The sequence below is a fragment of the Desulfosporosinus sp. Sb-LF genome, from assembly GCF_004766055.1.
Classification (GTDB): Bacteria; Bacillota; Desulfitobacteriia; order Desulfitobacteriales; family Desulfitobacteriaceae; genus Desulfosporosinus.
This window is the reverse complement of the sequence record NZ_SPQR01000012.1, coordinates 13177-34978: the sequence shown is the minus strand read 5'-3', so window position 1 is coordinate 34978 and position 21802 is coordinate 13177. Positions and strand designations below refer to the sequence as shown.

The window sequence follows — 21802 nt, the reverse complement described above, 5'->3', positions numbered from 1 at the left end:
CTCACTCCTTTTCCACCGGTATACCAGCTTTTTTCATTTTTTCTCTGAACTCATCTTCATACTGAGCATAGGTATGAACCTCTACAGCATGATTCCAAGGATTTATATGTCGAACAATTCGACTGTTATTCATCATGTTACGAGTCGGACTGAGGAAAATTCCACCCATATGCATCAGTTTACTTAAGGGGAAATAAGCGAACAGCACACTAATCAAAAATATGTGTACGTAAAAGATATCTCCAATTCCTGCGGGGAGAACAGGATGTAGTTGCGCTAATCCAATAGCCAATTCTTTGACAGCAATTATATCGACTTTGTAGAAGTAACGCATAAGGATTCCTGAAATCGCAATGCTCATAATCATAAAGAGCGGGAAGAAATCTGCAGGAAGAGAGATGTATCTAACCTGCGGAATGACGAATCTTCGAACCAACAGGAAGGTTACAGCCAACAAAAAGAAGAGATCTGTCAAGTAAATTGGTGGCAGACCAATTTGCAACATTCCATCAAGAGCATCCGCTATCCGAACAAAACCGGGTACTGGTTCCAAGAAAAACCTCAGATGTCGGATGACGATGATAAGGAATGACCAGTGAAAGACCAAACTACCAATCCAAAGCCATTTAGCAGAACCGTAGGATATCTTCGGACCATTAGGTCCCTCACTCACTTCAGTTTTGAGGTTGCGGAACAAAGAGCGAAAAAAAAGTATTTCCATAGCCATTCTTGCAATAACCCCGAGAGCGCTCGTTGGGTTTTCAATCTTGTCTTGCTTAATCCAAGGGAGTGTTTTTTGCTGTCCACAAGTTGTCGGTATACGATAAGGAACCGGCGACCGACCCCATTTAATCACGCGACAGACGAAACCACCTACAAACATCACAAAGGCTAAATAAGGTATTATGATACCAAAAGCAAACTTTAAGTTTAACACTGAACCTACAGCAGCGACCAGAACGAGAACAATTACTGTGAGGAAAGAAAACAGCACTTTCACTCTACGACCTCCTTCCTAATTATTATCTTTGGTCTTTAGCTCTAATTCTTGAGCAGGGATCTCGTACGCCAAGTTTGATTTCTTCAAGAGCAAGTGAGTCATCCTTTTAAGTTCTTCCGATTTCAGTTCATAGATTTGCTCTCGACATTTTACATATATGTTAAAGGCAAATAAAGCCAGGTCATCAATTCTTGATTCAAAACTAAACAACAAATCAGTGATCTGGTTCTGCCTGATTTCCTTTCCGAGTTCTACGTGAACAACGTTTTTGAGAAGGAAAATAAAGCTCATAGCTTTTGAGGGGGTGAAGTCCTGAACCGCTCTTACCTTGATAATATCATCGAGGAAAGGCATACCCTCGTTAAAATCTTTTTCTTCGAGGAGTGCATCCAAGAGGCCTTCTACTCCTTGTCTGATTGTGTGGCCCACTGGGTTAGCAAATTGATCTTGTTGCTTTTGCATAAAACCAGACGTATCCGTTGGGTACGTCTCCATGATTGCAATGAACCACCCTTTTGAGATGGCGGATCTCTTGTCCACCAAGAGGTCCTTCAGTTTTGCGTCCAATTTTGACCACTCCTTGCAAATTGATGTTCGAACCAATGCACACGTTTTTATTTGTACAAGACAATTCAGTCGATGCTGAATGGCGGTAACATTTCTCCATTCAACACCGACCTTTCTTCTAAATATAGGGGCCGTTCTTTCCTATTTCTGCTCAATGGGAGCGTCAGGATTTTAAGGTTACCGAAATAAGAATCTTATATTGTTCTTATTATCACTATCAGTCTAAGGAATTTTCATAGGCTTGTAAAATTCTTATTTCTTATTGATCAATTATATAATCGTATTGAAGTGTTAAGATTTCTTTATGGAAACTTTCTATTTCCTTAAAAACACACCTATATCTATTCAATATTAACTTCAAATCCCTTTAATATAAGCTGTGTAAATTAGGACTTGCGTTCATTTGACTAAAACGTACCACATCAATATCGAGTAGTCAATGACTAACTTGAAATTATCAGAACTTTGTGCTTCTAACATGCTACAGACTAAATGCTAATGGGCTGATAACATAGGTTGTATACAATATAGTTCAGCTCAATAAAGAGTAAGGGCTGCTTCTAATATACAGCCCTTACTCTCTCAAAATTTAACCTAACGCACGTTCTAAGATCTCATTGAGACGGTTGACCATCCCTCGCGGATCAGCAATAAGACCTGCTGCAATTTGCGCATTTTCAAATAGTTGCTCTGCTGCAGTTTTAGCAAATGAGTCCTCGTTTTTTCGAGCTATATCCATACGTTTAATCATCGGATGCGCTGCATTGATTTCCAAAACACTGGGTCCCACGTTATTCATGTCTTTATTCATAAGTTGCATCATTCGCTGCATACTATTTGTCCCATACGGACTAAAAACGACTGCAGGACTATCCACTAAACGTTTAGATTCTCGAACCTCTGTCACTTTACTACCCAAGACCTCTTTAAGCCAGCTTGTCAAGGCTTGGACATCCTCCTCAGACAAGGATTGTTCGCTCCTAACCTTCTCTTCATTATCTAACTTTAAATCAGCTTCGTCAGCCGATACGAGTCGCTTACCTTCATACTCTCCGATCGCCCCAAAGATGTAATCATCAATCGCTGCATACGTATAAATCACTTCTAGGCCTTTATCACGGAAAGCTTCTAAATACGGACCAGACTCAATCACCTCTCGCGAAGGTCCATTGACATAGTAAATGACTGTTTGGTCATCTTTCATGCGACCAACATAATCCGCCAAGGAAATAAGTTCGCCTGCCTTACTATTAGAGGATTCAAACTGCAAAAGTTTAAGAAGTTCTTTTCGATGTGTGAAGTCATTCGCAGCCCCTTCTTTGAGAAACTGGTTAAACTTCTCCCAGAACTCTTTGTACTTTTCTGGTTCCGAAGTCGCTTGGCCCTCTAGAAATTTAAGAAAACGACCGGTGACGACCTTGTTGAGTTTACTGACTAAAGCACTATCCTGCATAGTTTCTCGGGAGATATTTAGCGGAAGCTCCTCACTGTCCATAACCCCTCTTAGGAAACGTAGCCACTCAGGCAAAACGGCCTGAGATTTTTCTTGAATTAGAACTTTTTTGCAGTAAAGGCTAACACCAGGCTCTGTTCGACCGAAGCCAAACTGTTCAAAGTTATCCTTAGGAACAAATAATAAGGTATTAATATTCAAAGGCGCATCCGATGAGAAATGCAGGCGGAAAAGTGGTTCCTCATGTGCATTTGCGATGAATTTATAAAACTCATTGTACTCATCACCCGTGATTTCGTTTTTGTTTTTAGTCCAGAGAGCATCTACAGTGTTGACTTTCGTCCCATTAACCGTGACAGGATATGGTACAAAACTAGAGTATTGCTTAATAACCCGTTGGACAGTTTCTTCCTTAGCAAACTCATAGGCATCTTCTTTTAGATGAAGGACCATTTTCGTGCCTCTGGCTTGATCTTCTCCTTTAGAGATTGTGTAACTCCCTACACCGTCTGATTCCCAAACTAGGCTTTCGCCCTCTTGCTGATAGGAACGAGTATGAAGGGTAACCTTATCTGCGACCATGAAAGCAGAGTAGAAGCCTACCCCGAATTGACCGATGAGATTAAGATCCTTTTGGTCCCCTTTAGCAGTAAGATGCTTGATGAATTCTTTAGATCCAGAATGAGCGATAGTTCCTAAGTTTTCAACTAATTCTTCTTTCGACATCCCGATTCCAGTATCAGAAATCGTTAGTGTATGTGCATTGTCATCTGTATCAATAAAGATTTCCAAAGCCAAATCTTTGTCTTTTACGTCTGGACTTGTTAACTGAATATAATGCAGTTTCCCCATCGCGTCTGCTGCATTCGAAATTAGCTCTCTTAAGAAAATCTCGCGCTCAGTATAAAGAGAGTGGATTACAATGTCTAGTAATTGCCGAATTTCCGTTTGAAATTCCTTTGTTTCTACTACCGTACTCATTTGTTACCTCCATCATTTTGTCTTAATAAAAGAATTGTGCAACTTTCTCAAGCCCCGCATTCCTTATTTTAATCAATTTTTACCAAAAGTGCAAAGTCTTTCGAGCAATAAAAGAAGAGACAAGTTTACCTCAACAAGTAAACCTCTGTCTCTTTTCACGTTTCTTATATATTCATACTCATTCTCTAGTTACCTTATCATTCTAGAACTATTCTTTAATTCAACGTCATTTTTGATGATCCTTAGAATTCAAACAATATAAAGTTAGATCCACTAGGCGCAAAACAGAACTATGTCGTTCTTTGCCCTTCACCTTTAAATACTCCAATAACTCTTCATTTTCACTTTGCCTAAGATACTCACGCAACGCACAGATATACCCTTCGTATTTTCCAAAACTCAGATTATCCTGTCCGTAGAGGACGCGACAAATTGTTTTGTCGAAGATCGGTATCAGAGAGGGACACATAAAATGAAGGAGTTTTGAACTAGAGGCCAAGGTCGAGTTCCAATGGCCTCCATCATTAAGAAACTTATCCGCTAATTTTAGAAATTGTTCAAGTGGAACAGCCTTAAGTGCTTTTCCACTTAACTCGAAGATTTTCTTCTCAAAAAATTCCGATTCCAGTTTATAGATTTCAAACGTTAGTTTGGGACTAAGTTCCCCTCCATGTGGAATTTTCGCAATCCAGGCAAATACATAAGCTTTTCGCTCAATCCAGGTGTCTTTCTCAAAGTAACTACGTCGAGTTTCTTGAAAACGTTGCACAAAATACGGATAGGATTGATCGTACCAATCCAAGCGTTCACTACTTCGGGTTAGATAGGCTTTAACGATCGGAATCGTCAAGTTGTTTTCTAATGAAGCTAAAGCAATGTCCCGCCAAGGATTATCGTCACAGTCGCCCAAACTATCACCCTCTTATTTTTCTAATACGGAAATGATTTTATATAACAACCTATTCCCACGATTCCGCATCATTCCAATAGAAGGCAACTGTTCATTTAAGTAGTATATTCCGCAGACTGGCCTCGAACTGCTGATCATCTTCTAATAGTCTCTTTTTGGGTCCTTTCGTTCTGCCGCCGCCCCGTCGGAACTTAGCTTTAGCCTCCCTCTCTTCGAGTAAAAATTCAATCGTCGTTGAGCTAAATTCTCGACCACCGGGATTAAGGCACTTTACTCCCTTCCCCAATAACATGGCTGCCAGACCCCAATCCTGCGTCACTGCCACATCTCCTGCCAGTGCAAGATTCATAACCCGGATATCCGCTTCTTGCGAAGCGTTACCAACAACCACATGATGGTCGGACTCAATACTATGATTAAAGCTAGCGACTGTCCAAACAGGCAGATCAAATTCACGGGCCAACTTCATACATAGTTGCAAAACAGCCCTTGGACAAGCATCAGCGTCCACAATAATTTTCATATCATTACCACTTCTCTCGATCCTTTGATAGCTCCCCAATCTTACAATTAAAACTCTATTTCTCTCAAACCGCCTTCTGTCTGTTCAACTTTATTCTCTTTCAAAAGTTTCCCCACAGCTCTTTTAAATGCAGCTTTGCTCATGTGTAAACGACTTTCAATTTCAATAGGACTGCTTTTATCATTAAGAGCTAAGAAACCCCCATAGTTCTTGATCCCTTCAAGGATTTTCACGGTATCATTATCCCTTTGGAGATGGGAAAGTTCTCTTGGGGATAAATCGAGCTTGCCATCTTCCCTCACCCTAATGACCCGTGCCTCAACTTGATCCCCCTCTTTTAGATCCGTAAAATACTCGTTGTTCGGAATAAGTCCCATATACTTATTATCGACTGCGACAAAGGCTCCCATCTCAGGGTTCACTGAATAAACGATTCCAATAACTTTATCATTCTTCTGATAAGGAGCATCTGCCGATAGATACTCATAGATCTGTGTAGTGGCGCTTAATCTTTGACTCTTATCCAAATAAACTTTTACCAAATAATGCTTACCCATTTGAATGGGATATTTCTGTTCCTTAAATGGTAAAAACAAACCTCTTTCCAAGCCCAAATCCAAAAAAGCTCCGATCTTCGTCTTAGCATTGACTTTCAGATAGGCTAATTCACCTAATTGAGCAAAGGGCTTTCTCGTCGTGGCAATGAGCCGTTCCTCGGAATCCCGATAGATAAAGACCTCTAATTCGTCTCCCACTTTAGCTCCCTCCGGTAATTGCTTGACTGGGAGCAGGATATTATCATGTCGAACACCTGTTTCAGCATCTAAATATGCACCAAACGATGTGAAATTTGCAATTTTAAGATTCTGAAATTTCCCGATTTCTATCATGTCTTGAATTCCTCTTTTCGATTTCAGTTAATTGTAAGATTGACTATAAAGAAAAATTAAGGTTTATCCCATTATGAACTATTATATACACATGTTAGACTAAGGCAAATATAGAATGATTTATCGATTTATTCAGTCTCTTCTAGTAAAGGTTGCAGCGGATACGTTGCTCTGGAATAGTCGTAAACACCTTCGATTTTAGCCATGACAACTGAGGCAAGGGAAACTCCGATAACGTTAACAACCGTTCTTCCCATATCCATTATCCGGTCAACGCCCGCGATAAGTGCCAGCCCTTCGACAGGCAAGCCAGTCGTTGCTAATGTAGAGGCTAGGACGACGAAGGATACCCCCGGAACTCCTGCCATCCCTTTTGAGGTAACCATGAGTACTGCAATGATCGTCAAGGTATGAGCAAAGGTTAGATGGATCCCATACATTTGAGCAATGAACGGAACCGCAAGTCCTTGATAAAGTGCACTTCCGTCTAGGTTAAATGTATACCCGGTCGGAACAACGAAGGATACTATGGATTTTGGAACACCGAACTGTTCCATTTTCTTCAGAATCTGTGGGAATACTGACTCTGAACTGTCTGTAGAGAAGGCGATTAGCATCTCTTGTCCGAGGTTTTTTAGCATTGTAAACAAGTTAATCCCTACGAACTTAGCTATAATTCCAAAAACGACCACAACAAAAAAAATCATTGTCAGGTAGAGAATAACAACTAGTTTTCCTAGTGGAAACAATACAGCCAACCCGAACTGAGAAACAGTAAAACCCATCAAAGCGAAGACTCCATAAGGAGCAGCCGACATTATAATATTCGTTAGCTTAAACATTGTTTCTGCAACCCCTTGAAAAAAGTGAAGAACGGGCTTTCCGACTTCACCAATAGAAGAAAGGGAGACACCGAAAAGTACCGCAAAGAAGATAACCTGCAACAAGTCCGCACGTGCCAGAGCATCAACTATATTAGTAGGAACAAGATTCACAAATAAATCCGTTGTACTATGTTTTGCCACTGTGCCTGTGAAAGAACTGATGTCTACTTTATTGATCTGGCTTAAATTAACCCCCAATCCAGGCTTCGTTAAGGTGGAAACCGTAACACCGAGTAAAATAGCGATGGTTGTCACGATTTCGAAGTAGATCAAGGTTTTACCGCCAAGTTTTCCAACCTTTTTCAGATCACCAACACCCGCGATACCGATAACGATCGTGGAAAAGACAATTGGAACCACGATCATTTTTATTGAACGAATAAACATATCCCCAACAGGTTTCAACCAAGCAGAGTATCTACTAAAAAAATACCCATATAGAATTCCCAAGGTCAAGCCAATCACAATTTTTGTTGCCAAACCGATTTTTTTCTTTGCCATCGATACTTTAACCTCCATTTATGGCCCGAAATTTCCTAATTACAATATTTCGAAGACACCACATCTACCATATGTTTCTTGGTTGATTCAAACATTTTTTACCCCTATGACATCATCACAAATACCATCGAAGGGTGAAGGGAGCGGGCAAAATGCTGCTACCATCACCGAGCCCCTCACCCAATGCTACTATTCACAAAAACAGCAACTGTAACGGTTCTTGTAGCGATGAGATCTCATTAGCGCGCAGCTAAAGGCATGAAGCCTTCTGAAGTTTTCGCTTCACCTACGTACCCTACGTGCAGAGCCTTGGCAAGCCCTTGATCAATACTCACGAGATCTTCCCGTCCTAACTGACGAACACTGGATTTTCCCATGGCCTGTAAAGCCATGACCATCTCAGCCGAGCATGATTTTAGGAAATTAGCCAAGTGTTGACTTCCTTCCTCGGGATCAAACTCTTCTTTAAATTTGCCATCATACAAAGCGAGTTGGGGAGCAGGAGATTGAGGAAGTGCCTTCGTCATTTGACTTTGCATGGTGGCAATCAGTGCGATGGAACCAATATAGACCGCATCTGCTCCCAAAGCTAATGCTTTCAAGAACTCACCAGGCGTTCTCAATCCACCAGCCCCGATAATCGTAAAGCGATCCCGCAACCCTTGCTTTTTGAGCCAATCAACGGTACGAGCAATGGTAAATAGGGTTGGCAACCCTAGGTCATCCTCTAAAGTCGGTGCTGATGCTGCGGTACCTCCCTCTTGTCCATCAATGGTTATGAAATCCGCTTTAGTCTGGGCGATAATTTCTAATTCCTTCTCCATAAAATGTGTACCCGCAATCTTAATCCCTACCGGGACGTCATATTTTTCTTTGAGAGAATTAACTAGACTAATAATATCTTGTGGAGTATTCACCTTGGGAAAACGGGCTTTCTTGCCAGTCGTTTCTCCAGGTTTAACTTTCCAAAGTTCACGAAGGTGGTCATCCATTTTCGAGGAGTCCATCGTTGATGCTACCGCCCCGCCCCAGGCACCTTGGCCCAATTGTACTTCAATGGCATCAAGTTTCTTAAGCTGTTGAGGGTCATTTAGCCACCCTCCTCGATTATATTGACCTATCAAAAACTTTGCCGCGTCCCGCTCTTCCCGCGACACCGCAGATTCCCCAGTATTTGTTGCTGTATTTGCCTTAGATGCTCCTTTAGCCAAGGCCTCTTTCATTGTTAGGCTAAGGGAACCCCCATAGGACATCCCCGTAATCATAATCGGGATATCGATGATTAAGGGCTTTTTAGCCCTGGGCCCAATCGTCACTTTCATCTCGATTTTATGTTCATCCTCTGTTGGAAGCTCAAATAATTGCCGCGGATTCAAGAGAAGCTTCTCCCACGGTGAACTTCTTAAAGGGCTCCCTATAGGGCGGGAGAGCGCTTGCCCGGTTTGAGCACGCATTCCAGCCTCAGCGATCGCCCTCATGGTCATTTTCTCCATGATGGTCATCATCAAAAAGGGGTTATTAGCATAGGGTTCTGTCATCATAGTATCGAACATATCATCAGTTACCGGATTAAGCATTCGCAGCATCAGATCACTAAGCACAGCACTACACCTCTTTAGTCAAAATTTGATTCATAACTTAGTATGTCAAATTCAACCGCTATTATTTAAAAACGTCACAACTAGCCGATCATGAATAGACAAATAAAACTCCCCCTTTTCTGGTGAGTACGGTGGGCAAAAACTCCGATAAAGAGAAGCACGCTTCCCGTAAGCAATGCCTAGATTCGGATTATCGAGCTAATGAGTTTTTGAGCTTTTGGGCTAATGACTATTAGGCAAATAACTTAATCTCGCTTATTACGGTAGCGTTGTGAACTGTGTCACGCTTTTTACTTGATTTATTATTTTTAAATACTGTATACTTATAAATTTCCTCTTGTCAGTAAGGCAATAAGGTGTTAAATTTGTAATATATTCGATGGAGCAATGACGCTTCTTAAAGATTTGGGAATAATCTTTAAGGGGGGTCTTTTTGTTTCTTTAAGGTTCGAAGTCATGAAAGGGGTAGTAATAATGAAAATTTTTGGAGAAAACGTCTTTAATGATGCAGCAATGAGAGAACGTTTACCGAAGGCAACGTACAAATCTCTACATAAAACGATTGAGCAGGGACTTCCTCTTGATCCCTCAGTCGCTGAAATCGTAGCGAATGCCATGAAGGATTGGGCAATCGAAAAAGGAGCGACACACTTTACACACTGGTTCCAGCCCTTGACTGGAATTACGGCAGAAAAACACGACTCTTTTATCTCGCCTACTAAAGATGGTCACGTAGTTATGGAATTCTCCGGTAAAGAACTAATTCAAGGCGAGCCTGATGCATCCTCCTTCCCCAGTGGCGGAATTCGCGCCACGTTTGAAGCGAGAGGCTACACGGCCTGGGACTGCACCTCCCCCGCATTTCTCAAAGAGGATGCTGGAGCCTTAACACTATGCATCCCCACCGCCTTCTGCTCTTACACTGGGGAAGCTCTTGACAAAAAAACTCCGCTTCTTCGCTCCATGCAAGCGCTTTCTAAACAAGCTTTGCGCGTATTGAAACTTTTTGGCAACACGACAACATCTCATGTCACAAGCACAGTCGGAGCAGAACAAGAGTATTTTCTTGTTGACAAAAAATTCTTCGACAAACGGCTGGACCTTATGCTTAGCGGTCGAACTCTGTTCGGGGCCATGGCCCCTAAGGGTCAAGAGCTGGAAGATCATTATTTTGGAAGTCTCAAAACGCGGGTTGCTGCGTTTATGCATGATTTAAATGTTGAATTATGGAAGCTAGGTGTGCTTGCTAAAACACAACATAATGAAGTCGCTCCTGGGCAGTTCGAGCTAGCACCCATTTTCGGAACGACAAACATCGCCACTGACCATAACCAACTCGTTATGGATAGCATGAAGAAAGTAGCCCTCCGTCATGATTTAGTCTGCTTGCTTCATGAAAAGCCTTTTGCGGGTGTAAACGGTTCAGGTAAACACAACAACTGGTCGATGTCGACAGATGATGGGATGAACCTCCTCGATCCCGGTCCAAATCCCCACGAAAATTTCCAATTCCTTACCATAATATCTGCTGTCATCAAAGCAGTGGATGATTACGCAGAGTTGCTTAGGGTATCTGCAGCTAATCCCGGTAATGACCACCGTCTTGGTGCAAATGAGGCACCACCTGCCATTATTTCTATCTTCTTAGGCGACCAGCTCACGGATATTTTTGAACAGTTACAAAACGGTGGGCTCAACAGGTCTCTCCAAGGAGAAAGGTTGGCAAGTGGCGTTAAGACATTACCTGCCTTTCGTAAGGATTCAACCGATCGAAATCGTACCTCCCCCTTCGCCTTTACCGGCAACAAATTTGAGTTTCGGATGGTTGCCTCCTCTCAATCGATTTCTGGCCCTAACGTTGTACTCAACCTCATTATTGCAGAAGTTCTCTCTCAATTCGCAGATTGTCTAGAACAAGCACCCGACTTCGATCAAGCTCTTCAAGCGCTACTCAAAGAAACAGCAACGAACCACAAACGTATCCTCTTTGATGGCAACGGGTATTCGAATGAATGGGTCGAAGAAGCCGCTAAACGAGGACTCCCCAATATCAGCTCAACAGTTGATGCCGCTCTAGTTCTAATGCGCGAATCCACGGTTGAATTGTATGAGAAACATAAAGTGTTGAACCGCACCGAGTTAGAATCTCGCTACGAAATTAATTTAGAACAATATTGCAAACAAATTAACATTGAAGCTCTAACGATGATTGACATGGCTAAACATCAGATCATTCCGTCGGCAGTCAAGTATTCAACCCAACTGGCGAATTCTATTACTGCCATTAAATCTGCCTCAAGCGCCGTGGATATTTCAGTACAAGCAGAACTCCTCAAAGATCTCTGCTCCACCTTGGTTTCCTTCAACGCTAACTTAATCAATTTAGAAAAAGTAACTCACGAAGCCGCTACAATGACCACCGAAGCTTATGCGCATGGCGTTTACTATCGCGACGTTGTTTTCAAAGCTATGCAAGCTCTCCGAACGGATGGAGATAAACTAGAAACAATTATTGATGCTGATCAATGGCCACTTCCCACCTATTCACAAATGTTATTCATGCTGTAATCTCATCCCTGATCATTCACCTGGTAAAGAGGCGCACCATCCCCTTAGATTTTCTCAAGGTGATGTGCACTGTACCAAAAAAGAGGATTATGCACCAACAAAGCGGTGAATAATCCTCTTTTTACGCCTATTCCCATAATTCATTCATTAGCTTCTGAACACGGTCTTTTCGCTTTTGCGTTTCTTCTGGAACTAGGACAATCTTGCCATCACCCTGAATATCCAAGCTATCCCCTGGTCTAGCAGCCTTTGGAAGCTGAGCGCGATCCACATCGAAGGTGGTTCCATCGCTTCGTTCTAGGACTGCTCTGTGGTTGTCTTCTTCCCGTTCAAAGACCACAAGCATCATCTTCACCTGCTTATCTTATTTTTCGGTTGTAAAGGTTACACTTTTTCCGTCTGATACAGCCGTGACCGTCCCCTGCTGATCCGTACGATACGTCTTAATCCCTGAAGAGCTTAGACGATTCAAGATGGTCGATGTAGGATGCCCATAGCTATTAGGTCCAACTTCAATGACAGCATACTTCGGTGATACCGCCTTCATGAAAGGATCTGTCGACGAGGATCGACTGCCATGGTGCCCCACCTTTAAAACTGTAGCTTTTAAATTCGCCCCGCTGGCAATCATGTCCCTTTCACTTTCTCCTTCGGCATCCCCAGTGAACAGAAACGAAGTATCGCCGTAACTTACTTTGAGGACGGCTGAGTAGTTGTTATCTTGATCGTAGGTATCTTTGACTGGAGCGAGGAGGACTGCAGTCACCCCAACCCCTAAATCCACGGAAACTCCAGCCTTTGCAGAGGTGAACTTAAGCCCCTTAGTCTTCACTGCATTCGCGAATCGTTCCATAGTGACCGTTGCCTTCGTTGGCATCTTCGGTAAGTAGACCTTATCAACATCATAAGTATTAACAACATTATCAAGTGCCGTTATATGATCTGCATCTTCATGAGTCGCGATAATACTGAGTTGTCTAATCCCTTTTGATTTTAACGTGGACAAAACAGCAACTTCCCCATCCTTTGGTCCACCATCGATGAGGAGGACTTTTCCACTTGGGGCCTGAATAAGTGTAGCATCTCCCTGGCCCACATCAATAAAGGTAGCGGTCAATTTACCTGATAATGACACTGGTTCAGACACTGCCGACGTTGGTACTCCCTTTGAACAAGCTGTCGTATTTAGCAACATGGCACTTAGCAATAGGATCCCTGCCCAAACTCTCTTTTTCATGTCACATTTCCTCCTGGTTTCTCTTTAGCAATTCAGTATAGCATAGCAAAGCGACATGAATTTGTTAAGACTTATCAATAATCTTTTCTTTTCCTCTCTAGGATAGGTTTGAAGATGTTAGCTACAAAAGAGTTCATCATTCCCCTCCAAAATTGAACCATGATTTAACAACAAAACCTTCTATTGATTTATTTTATTCTCAATTCTACTTTGTACGAAGCTTTTCCTGTAATCCTATGAAGAAACATTTAAAAGAGACCCACTAACGATCCAACAATCGTCAATGGGTCTCTTCTATACGTTATTCGTTATTCCTTCGTTACACTAATACTTGCGTTCTGCGACAAAGCCAAACCTGCTGCCACTTCAACCGTCTTTAATATTCCGGAAACGCCTGGACAACTGGGATGAGGGCTATATTTGGCAAACACTTGATAAACTGTTCCTTGATGGAGTTTATTGAAAATTTCTTTGTAGGCATCTACTTCTGTTAATTCTTGTGCAATCTTTTGATAGTTCGGACAATCACTGGTAATTTCTAATGTTACTTTATGATTGGCATCGCTTACTGCTTTTACATTGATAGTAAAACCACAGATCCCGCTGTGTACAATTCCTGTTGCCATGTAATGCTCCTCCAAAACCATAATTTCCTAATTGAAACGTTCGCATAAGCGGTCTTATATAAAAAACTATAGCACAAGTGAAAACTATAGGCTACTCTTATTTTTTTGTTTCCGATACCTTGTTCACTGGTCGCTTAATGCCTAACAACGGTGCCGAATGGTCTTTTCCTAAGTAAAAATTAGACCAAGAAGACGTCTGATAGAAATCCCAATTGGCGGGTGGCACTGGAGGAACATCCAAGTTTGCTTCTTCCCCATATTTCTTGAGTCTGGCATACGCTCTTACCCAGACACATTTTTTTTCATTGGGATAAACCTCACACCAGCCATTTAAGCTCCCGCCACAAGCCCCATTTCGTTGATTTTTTGGGCACTGGGACATAGGGCAAAGATAGGCCAAATCCAAAATAGCACAATCTCCACAATCTTTACAATCAAGCATGACGACCTTTGAAATATGTTCGATCGCATGTAGTCTCTTTTCGGTATTCTTCTTGCCCTCTACTGAAGAATACATCTTGCGAAGCATAGGAAAGAGTTTCTTGTCAGGTGTGAACATGAGACTATGCATTCCCCGCATCATCGTATAGCCCACATTAGCCGGTGCATCTAAAGGGCGATTGTTACGGTTTGCTGGTCGATCGGTATTCAGACCCGTCTTTTCATCTTTTTCAAAGTAGTAGAATCCGTCCGTCTGTGGATAATCAAATTCCCGAACTAAATCCTGCCAGTTCTTGCTTAGTTCTTCCCCTTTGTCAAGAACGTATTCGACTTGCTCGTACTTAATATTGTGCCCACCAATATGAACCCCGGCAAAGCCCATGCCTTTCATGATCGCGTACATTTTGGCTGCCCTCAACAACCGTGCACCCACCCCTTTATCCGGGGCAACTTTTTCCGCATCGAGTTCGGCTAAAAGTTTATCTGTGACAACACAACCAGGCAACTGATTTTGATTCATGACTCTAGCTGCTCCGAAGGGGAGAATGTAAATATTTCCAACCACAGGAATATCTAATTTATTAACCTTTAGGAACTGTAGCACCTCATGGAACTTTCGGGCATCATATCCGAGTTGTGTGACGATAAACTGAGCACCGCCAGCAATTTTCTTTTTCATTTTATAATACTGAACCATGAGTTCAGCCTCAGTAGACTTAAAGGGAGAAACGGCCGCCCCAGCGAAAAAGTCACTGGGCTTGTGAAAGGTAGGTCCTTTCATGCCCGCAACTTCTAAGCCCTTATTCATATCAGATATTAATTGCAAGGTATTAGAAGGATCCAGGTCGAAGACTGGCTTTGGACGCCCTTTAAACCCAGAAACCGTGTAGTCCCCAGTCATAACTAAGAGATTACGAACGTTTGCACGATCTAAAGCATACAATTGACTTTCCATTTGATTACGATTCTTATCTTTACAGGTAAAATGTACTAACGGCTCAATCCCCATTTTCAGGATTTCCATTCCTAAATAATCTGCGAGAATTGCTGGATTACCTCCAGGGTTATCGGTAATGGTGAGTGCATGGATTCTGCCACCCTTAGCCGCTTGTTCCGCTGAGAAGATAGCACTTTCCTGGGCCTTTTCGTTTGCCCCCCTACCCGGTACGAGTTCCCATGTCACAGATAGCGTGTTTTTGTCAAGTAGTGACTCTTTGAACTTGTTTTCCATTCCCCAATCCCTCTCCCTTTTATCCATTCGTTTAGGACATTGTCCTTTATCTTAATTCATTATACCCTTTTTTAGACAATATTTTAAGTCATTTTTCAGTCTTTTCTAATAATATTCAATAAACTTAATGCTTCAGGTTATCATATGAAAAAGCTAGTACATTTCAGAACATATAATTTTGATATTTCTCAAGGTTATCGTTCACAGTGTACGCTCTGTAATAACAATTTTCATCGGGTTTAAGAGCCTGATCGATGTATTCTATGCTTATCTAGAACTATCATAGCACAGAAACATTCCTCAAACCCGAACATATTATTTATCGACGTAAAAACATTAATTTCGCACACCCCTTCTTTTTTCGTATTCGATGGTCTTTATTCACAGCGAATTAAGAGATCGGAGATTAACATATTTAATATTCAAAAACACTTTTTCAGTGGCGAACGGCATACAAAAATCGGAGTAGAATGCATAAACATTACCACTCCGACTTTAACCAATTTTCTGTTCTCAATTAAACTCCCGTAGAACCTGATTTAGAGTTTGATGAGTCAGCCACTGTCACTTCATGAGCTGTCGATGTATAAAAGGGGACTTTCCCCATGAACCAATCATTAAAAAGTAGCGGAATAATCGCCCAGAACAACCATACTAAGGGTTTGTTGACATGATTAGAAAGCTCAGGCTTGAGTCCAAGCAAAGGCAAACATACCATGTAATAGACAAAATACTGAACCGCAGCAATTGCAAATACACCGACAGTACGAACGATCCACCCAATAAAGCTTCCCCATTTCTGAGGCCAGTTGTCAAAATAATGATTCCAGATCAAAAATACAAATAACGTAAACCCAGCTATCGTCGCGGTGTGATAATAACGCCATACTAAAGATGTAGGCCCGTCAGCCGACTTCGGATCCACAGCACCCCATACTGCTCCCATCCCAAACATCAAAACCTTGACCGTTACAAAGGCTAAGAGAATAATCGAAACTAAGCCAAATAACCCACTCCAAGGTTGCTTTTTCACAAGATTCCACGGTTTCCCAGACCAAACATTTGCAGTCATAAAAAGGTAAACAACCATCCATTCCCAGATACCAACGACGTAATTCAAGTGTGATACACCATCAATTGCACCCCACCAGGGAGCAGCAGCAGCAAGCGGTTGCTTAAATACTACACTTACATAAAATGGGTAAATCAGCATCCCATAGGCAAAGAGCGTCACGACCGTGGTAAGACACCACTCTGCTAGACCTAAAGCCGGCTGGGTCAGCTTTCCTCCCCAAGGCCACTTATGGAAGATAATCGTCCAGAACGCATAGGTGAAAAAGCCCATTAGCACGAACATCGTCAGAGCTCCCCCTACGTATTCTCTAGCTAGTTCTTCAGTGATTCCCCGAGCAACTAAGGATTCAACGCTCCACAGCGGAAGGATAAGCTTGCCGAGAAAACCCTGAAAAATCCCATGGATTATCACATAGGTCATGACAATGTTGATCCCAATCTCAACAATTCCTCGTGTTATTGGTTTTAGCTTCGCGAATGGCCAATCCCCAAATATCATATGTTGCCAAAGACCCACCAAAATCATCCAGGCTAAAAACTCAAGCATAGGGTGTTCGTAGTACTTAAAAATTCCATGGGGTGATGCAAAAATGTACCAAGTTATTAGTGCGATGAGTAAGAAAGAGACCGTTGCAATAATGCCGGATAAGGGTTGACCCCAACGTGGATGTGAATTGTGATCTGACATTGCCATTCCTCCTCTCGTTTATTGATAATAGTATATCAGCAAAGGCCTCTTTGGTCAACTGAATATTCTTATAATTCTGATTAAACTAATTCCTTTTTCCTCTGAGCACAAAAAACACCACCCGCTTACATTCAAACGAGTGGCGTGGTTTGGATTTCAAACACATACACAGTTAGAGTCCTATTTGATCGACTAGAGGAAGAAGTTTTCTATACATCTCCGTTGTTATATTGGTCTCCCAATGCCCTGTCATTTTGCCAACAATTATAATTAAAGTCCAAAGACCAATCACTGAAAGGGCGAGTATCTGTGGAGAGAGAGTTCCATGCTTCCTCGACGATTTAAACGATAAGGTTTCTTTGACCGGACATTGATCAACACATTTTAAACACCCTGTACACTCAGGGGACCAAACCCTCTTCGCCACTTCAACATTAATGCGGTTTGGGCAACTTTTTGTACATTTCCCACACTGAATACAGGAAGACTCATTTCGAGTAATTTTTAACGGACTTAATATACTAAAGAGCCCCAACAGCCCACCATAAGGACATAGATAACGGCACCAGAAATTTTCAAAGAGCATCGAAAGAAATACTAATACTCCAATTATGCTCATTCCCACTATACTCAGATTTTGAAAAAACCTAAGCATTTTAACATCTGACACCATATTGTAAGGCGTTTGTAGGAATGATGAAGCTTCAGACCCACTCATTCCGAAGATGATAGCAGCGGAGAAAAAGAACAAAATGATGTACTTGACAGATCTGAGAACATTGTCCAACCAGTTAGGCATGATAAAATTCCGTCCAAACAGCTGTCGTCCGATTTTCGCCAGACCTTCAGAAAGCGTCCCGATCGGACAGATCCAAGAGCAGAAGGTCCTTTTAATCAACAAGGATACTGTGACAGCTGCCAGCAAAATTATTAAACCTGCAGGATGGATAGAGTCAAAAACCCCTGTCGCGATCCAAGCCTTTAGTCCAACTAAGGCACTAATCGGCAAAAAGGCTTCAACCCCGGCAGGCCGATTAACGACTGGTAAAGTATTATTATCAATATTTCCGATAAAAGCAACAAAAACCATGCCAATATAAAGAACAAGGAAAGCAAACATAAACTGGACAACGTTCCTTAACGAAAAATATTTATTAAATTTGGAAAACATTGCAACCACCTCTCTTTTTAAATATTTTTAGTATAAATCTTATCATTCGATGCATGTAACTAATACTATGATACTATAACACTTCGGGTTAAAATCAAGAACTGCTTTTAATTGGATTTCGAGAAGTACTTTACCAGTATAATGAATGATCAAGTGTAATAATGTGATCTTAATCACGATTTGAAATGACAAATTACAATCATCAACTTGTCTACAGAAAGAAATTAGGCATACGAGAAAAACCGCAGGAACCAGTCCTGCAGTTTTTCTCGATTCTTCGAATTTGGGATTGGCTACGAGTTAATAATGGTGCCCCCATTAATGTGAAGTATCTGGCCTGACATATAAGAGGAATCATCTGAAGCAAGAAAAACGTAAGCTGGTGCTAGTTCCTTCGGTTGCCCAGCTCGTTGCATAGGAGTTGTGCTTCCGAAATTTGCAACATGCTCCGCTTGAAATGTAGACGGAATTAATGGAGTCCAGATCGGACCGGGAGCAACTCCGTTGACTCGAATCCCTAATTTACAAAGTGATTCTGATAAGGAACGGTTGAAGGAAACGACAGCTCCTTTGCTCGCAGCATAATCAATCAATTGATCATGCCCCTCATACGCTGTTATTGATGCTGTATTAATAATTACGCTGCCTGATTTGAGATGGGGTAACGCCGCTTTTGTTAAGTAAAAGTAGCCAAAAATATTGGTGCGAAAGGTTCTTTCAAGCTGAGCACTTGTTATATCAAGCAAACTGTTTTGAGGATGTTGTTCTCCTGCATTATTAACTAGAATATCTAGTTTGCCAAAGTTCTGAAGCGCATAATCGATCACTTCCTGACAGAATACTTCATCTCCAATGTCGCCAGCCAAAACCGTACAACGGCGCCCCAATTGTTCCACACGTGCTTTTGTTGCCTGAGCGTCGCCATGTTCATTCAAATAGACCAACATGACATCGGCCCCTTCTTTGGCAAAGGCAATAGACACGGCACGACCGATTCCGCTGTCTCCTCCGGTGATAATCGCAGTTTTCCCTGTTAGTTTTGACCCTCCCAAATACGCTGGATCTTCAGCGACAGGTAACGGATTCATCAGCGATTCCAGACCCGGTTGTTGCCCCTGTTGTTGTGCAGGAAACGTTGGTTGAGGTGTTTTCGCCTGGCTCATATATGTTCACTCCTTGTTATTTACACTAAAATTCTATATTAAAATGACCTATTTCCGATATTTATACTCATTATTTTTCCGCAATTAGATGCCTAATCTTTATTAAAATAGGCAGAAAAATAGCCCATGCCGTAGAGTCAGGCACAAGGCACAGGCAGTGTAAGTTTACCTAGCCTAATTGAGACTTCTAAGGCGTAGGCTTATCAGAATAATACTATACCGATTATCGCTGAAGCAGCCATAAACGTGAATGTACCTACTTTGATTTTTTTCTGGTTTAGTATATAATATCCGATACCTATCACAATAATAGCTTTCAGCATTGTTAAAGATATGATGGTATTATTTACCTGAAACAAAGGTTTAATTCCAATTATGTAGGCAGCACTGATAAGGAGACCAAGTACAGCCGGTCTCACACCCATTAAAAGGGCATTTACATACTTGTTCTTTTTAAACTGAGCATAGAATTTGGTGATGATTACAGAAGCAGTAAATGACGGAATACAGAGGGCTATGGTAGCAATCAATGCACCAAGAATGCCTGCTACTTTAAAGCCGATATAAGACGATGAATCTACGGCAAAAGGCCCGGGTACAACCTGTGCAATAGCAATAACTTTGACATAATCAGTCAATGATACCCACTTATGGGATACCATTTCTGTCTCAAAAAATGGTATCATGGCGTAACCGCCGCCAAAACTAACAGCCCCAATTTTTAAAAATACGAGAAATAATTCAAAGAGCTTCATTTTGCTTGCCTCCTGCCTTCATGAAATACATATTTCGACCAAAGCCCAGCCCCGCCATAAGCAGAAGAATAAAAACAACGTTAACACTTGTAAAGAGTAAAAGGCCAGTCGCCAAGAGAGCCAAGACGATGTCTGAGTAATGTTTGACTGCTGTCTTCCAGGTTTTCTTAACAGAATTAAGGATCAAAGCAGTGACGCCCAGGAGAATTCCCGTGAAAGCTTTGTGGACAAAGATATTATCCGTGAAGCCCCATATCACAAAGGTCAGGATCAGTATCAAAAAAAAGGTTGGAAGGATGGACGAGAACGTGGCAACGATCGCGCCTAGAATACCTTTTCTTCGATAGCCAATCATCGTCGCCGAATTGACAAAGATGATCCCTGGCAGGGTTTGGGAAATAGCCATAATATCTGTCAATTCATCATTGCCCACCCATTGCTTTAATTCGACAACTTCTTTTTGAAGTATGGCTATAACAGCATACCCTCCGCCAAAGGCCAAACAACCAATTTTGAAAAAGGTAATGAACATCTCTAGAAATATGTTCATGTATTCTCCTACTTTCTCTAAGCTTTACTTAAAAACGCGTACTTTTACTAATTTACTCGATCTAACCATAGTCTTTTAAGTTTCCTAGCTACCGTTCCTTATTTATTCTTCTTATTATTCTTTTATATAGTTCTAAATCTATTAGTTATTATCTAGTTTATCCATTGTTCGTTTCTAATTAATTTGGTATACCGTATACCAAATTAATTCGGTGAAAACAATTATTTATCCCAAGAGGCCATTTCCAAAAACGCCTTACTAGAATTCTCAACATGTCTTTTCGCAGCGGCATCAGCCCTCAACTTATCATGGTCTCGCAACGCCTGAATGATCTCACTATGTTCAATCCATACTTCTTCAGGTCGACCAGGTTTATAATAAGCCACTTGTGTAAATTTGGTAATATACTCGCGTAACGTATTGAATAAATTGTACACTCTTGGGCTTTCCGCAGCTCTGTAGACGATCTCATGAAACTTATCGTTTAATTTGTTGGACCTTGTGAAATTTTCATTTTCGTGTTCCTCTAAAATCTCCTTAGCAAGGGATTGAAGCCGTTCCACGTCTTTAGGTTTAATTTTTGTCGCAGCAATACTACAAATTAGGGCTTCCAAGGATGCTCTAATGAGCAGAATCTCCATAATATCCTCCTTAGTGAATCCTGAAACCACGACCCCCTTTCTAGGAATATGCGTGACTAACCGTTCTAATTCGAGCTTACGAATTGCTTCGCGCACTGGAGTTCTGCTAACCCCAAGTTGTTCTGCAATCGTGCGTTCCACGAGCCTTTGCCCTGGTTTAAGTTTTTTATCAAGAATTGCATTTCTCAGAATTGAAAACACAGAATCACGGATATGGCTCATGTCATTGAATTTAATAGGTGAAAATTGATATTCCACTTGCCCTCTCTCCTTTTAGATTTATATCCATCATAAATCAAGTATAATTCGTTTGAACAAAAAAGCAAGAAAAAGTAGTATACGGTATA

The 21802-nt window shown here is 41.5% G+C and carries 19 protein-coding genes; 1 reads left to right on the top strand and 18 read right to left on the bottom strand.

All coding sequences use genetic code 11. The features are described 5' to 3' along the window. Position 1 precedes the first annotated feature (1 nt). From dsrM to E4K68_RS16230, 8 genes are all read right to left on the bottom strand, one after another. The gene (gene dsrM, locus E4K68_RS16265; protein ID WP_135379978.1) at positions 2-1000 is read right to left on the bottom strand and encodes a sulfate reduction electron transfer complex DsrMKJOP subunit DsrM; all 999 of its coding nucleotides are present in this window, start codon (positions 998-1000) and stop codon (positions 2-4) included. Positions 1001-1015: 15 nt separating this feature from the next. Then, on the bottom strand, positions 1016-1567 hold the full coding sequence (locus tag E4K68_RS16260) for an RsbRD N-terminal domain-containing protein (RefSeq protein ID WP_135379977.1): 552 nt from the start codon (positions 1565-1567) through the stop codon (positions 1016-1018). A 589-nt stretch (positions 1568-2156) separates the two neighbouring features. After that, positions 2157-4001 carry a molecular chaperone HtpG gene (gene htpG / locus E4K68_RS16255; RefSeq protein WP_135379976.1) on the bottom strand — a complete coding sequence of 615 codons (1845 nt, stop codon included), beginning with the start codon at positions 3999-4001 and terminating at the stop codon, positions 2157-2159. A gap of 226 nt (positions 4002-4227) precedes the next feature. Then, the gene (locus E4K68_RS16250; protein ID WP_135379975.1) at positions 4228-4911 is read right to left on the bottom strand and encodes a DUF6308 family protein; all 684 of its coding nucleotides are present in this window, start codon (positions 4909-4911) and stop codon (positions 4228-4230) included. Positions 4912-5002: 91 nt separating this feature from the next. Continuing rightward, positions 5003-5434 (bottom strand): DUF188 domain-containing protein, encoded by a 432-nt coding sequence (locus E4K68_RS16245; RefSeq protein ID WP_135379974.1) that lies wholly within the window; start codon positions 5432-5434, stop codon positions 5003-5005. 47 nt (positions 5435-5481) lie between these two features. Then, positions 5482-6324, bottom strand: coding sequence for a S1-like domain-containing RNA-binding protein (locus E4K68_RS16240; RefSeq protein ID WP_135379973.1), 843 nt, complete (start codon positions 6322-6324; stop codon positions 5482-5484). 128 nt (positions 6325-6452) lie between these two features. After that, the gene (locus tag E4K68_RS16235) at positions 6453-7709 is read right to left on the bottom strand and encodes a cation:dicarboxylase symporter family transporter (protein WP_135379972.1); all 1257 of its coding nucleotides are present in this window, start codon (positions 7707-7709) and stop codon (positions 6453-6455) included. A 239-nt stretch (positions 7710-7948) separates the two neighbouring features. Then, positions 7949-9310, bottom strand: a complete 1362-nt coding sequence (locus E4K68_RS16230) for an FMN-binding glutamate synthase family protein (RefSeq protein WP_135379971.1) — start codon at positions 9308-9310, stop codon at positions 7949-7951. Between the two features lie 474 nt (positions 9311-9784). Here E4K68_RS16230 and E4K68_RS16225 point away from each other — a divergent pair, with 474 nt between their 5' ends. Continuing rightward, positions 9785-11878 carry a glutamine synthetase III gene (locus tag E4K68_RS16225; RefSeq protein ID WP_135379970.1) on the top strand — a complete coding sequence of 698 codons (2094 nt, stop codon included), beginning with the start codon at positions 9785-9787 and terminating at the stop codon, positions 11876-11878. Positions 11879-12005: 127 nt separating this feature from the next. On the opposite strand, the gene E4K68_RS16220 is transcribed toward E4K68_RS16225, so the two are convergent. The 10 genes from E4K68_RS16220 to E4K68_RS16175 form a co-directional block, all read right to left on the bottom strand. Beyond that, on the bottom strand, positions 12006-12227 hold the full coding sequence (locus E4K68_RS16220; protein WP_135379969.1) for a DUF3006 domain-containing protein: 222 nt from the start codon (positions 12225-12227) through the stop codon (positions 12006-12008). Between the two features lie 15 nt (positions 12228-12242). Next, positions 12243-13115, bottom strand: a complete 873-nt coding sequence (locus E4K68_RS16215; protein WP_135379968.1) for a ComEC/Rec2 family competence protein — start codon at positions 13113-13115, stop codon at positions 12243-12245. Between the two features lie 308 nt (positions 13116-13423). Continuing rightward, positions 13424-13741 carry a hypothetical protein gene (locus E4K68_RS16210; RefSeq protein ID WP_135379967.1) on the bottom strand — a complete coding sequence of 106 codons (318 nt, stop codon included), beginning with the start codon at positions 13739-13741 and terminating at the stop codon, positions 13424-13426. Between the two features lie 97 nt (positions 13742-13838). Further along, entirely contained in the window at positions 13839-15413 is a 1575-nt protein-coding gene (locus E4K68_RS16205) for a methylenetetrahydrofolate reductase C-terminal domain-containing protein (RefSeq protein ID WP_135379966.1), read from the bottom strand. Positions 15414-15930: 517 nt separating this feature from the next. Continuing rightward, on the bottom strand, positions 15931-17175 hold the full coding sequence (locus E4K68_RS16200) for a hypothetical protein (protein ID WP_135379965.1): 1245 nt from the start codon (positions 17173-17175) through the stop codon (positions 15931-15933). 172 nt (positions 17176-17347) lie between these two features. Next, entirely contained in the window at positions 17348-18346 is a 999-nt protein-coding gene (locus E4K68_RS16195) for a 4Fe-4S binding protein (RefSeq protein ID WP_135379964.1), read from the bottom strand. A 293-nt stretch (positions 18347-18639) separates the two neighbouring features. Beyond that, positions 18640-19509 (bottom strand): SDR family oxidoreductase, encoded by an 870-nt coding sequence (locus E4K68_RS16190; RefSeq protein WP_135379963.1) that lies wholly within the window; start codon positions 19507-19509, stop codon positions 18640-18642. A 203-nt stretch (positions 19510-19712) separates the two neighbouring features. Further along, positions 19713-20264 carry a chromate transporter gene (locus E4K68_RS16185; RefSeq protein WP_135379962.1) on the bottom strand — a complete coding sequence of 184 codons (552 nt, stop codon included), beginning with the start codon at positions 20262-20264 and terminating at the stop codon, positions 19713-19715. Then, a complete protein-coding gene (locus E4K68_RS16180) occupies positions 20251-20814 on the bottom strand; it encodes a chromate transporter (protein WP_135379961.1) in 564 nt (187 codons plus the stop codon). Before E4K68_RS16180 ends, E4K68_RS16185 begins: the two co-directional genes overlap by 14 nt. 221 nt (positions 20815-21035) lie before the next feature. Beyond that, a complete protein-coding gene (locus E4K68_RS16175; RefSeq protein ID WP_135379960.1) occupies positions 21036-21713 on the bottom strand; it encodes a GntR family transcriptional regulator in 678 nt (225 codons plus the stop codon). Positions 21714-21802 lie beyond the last annotated feature (89 nt).